Genomic DNA, 537 nt, shown 5'->3' with positions numbered 1-537 from the left:
AGAACTCTTCACCGAATTAGAGCATTAAGAGACTTTGGATATGTCAAAAAAGGTGACCTAGGCGGTTTTATAGAAAAAGAGAGCAACTTAAGCCATAAGAGAGACTGTTGGATTTTTGGCAATGCACAAGTTTACGGTAATGCCAAAGTTTATGATGATGCCCGTGTTTATGGGAATGTACAAATTTCTGGAAATGCACAAGTTTCTGATTATGCCGAAGTTGATGGTGCTTCTGTTCGAGATAATGCCAAGGTTTTTGACTATGCGCGGATTTATGGGAATTCTGTTATAGGGGAAAGTGTACACGTTTACGGAAATGCTAAAATTTACAATCAAGCATATATTTGCTGTCGTGTAAACATTGCTGGAAATTGTAAAATTAGTGGCTCCACCGTAATCGTAGAACGTGAGAAATAGTAATCATGAAAAAGAAATACGAACTTACTGATGAAACAATTCAGTTTGATGGATACCTTACGCTTTACCGCATACGTGCATTAAAAGATTTTGGTGATGTTAAGGCTGGGGACCTTGGGG

The 537-nt window shown here is 38.2% G+C and carries 1 protein-coding gene; it reads left to right on the top strand.

Features of this window, described 5'->3' with window-relative positions; translation table 11 throughout:
* On the top strand, positions 1–417 hold a 417-nt coding region (locus ACFINZ_RS12035; protein ID WP_375701650.1), incomplete at its 5' end, for a hypothetical protein.
* Between the last annotated feature and the right edge of the window lie 120 nt (positions 418–537).

The organism is Bartonella sp. AA81SXKL, from assembly GCF_042196945.1.
Classification (GTDB): Bacteria; Pseudomonadota; Alphaproteobacteria; order Rhizobiales; family Rhizobiaceae; genus Bartonella.
Note: the sequence above shows the minus strand (reverse complement) of the source record. Positions and strands in the feature narration are given on the sequence as shown.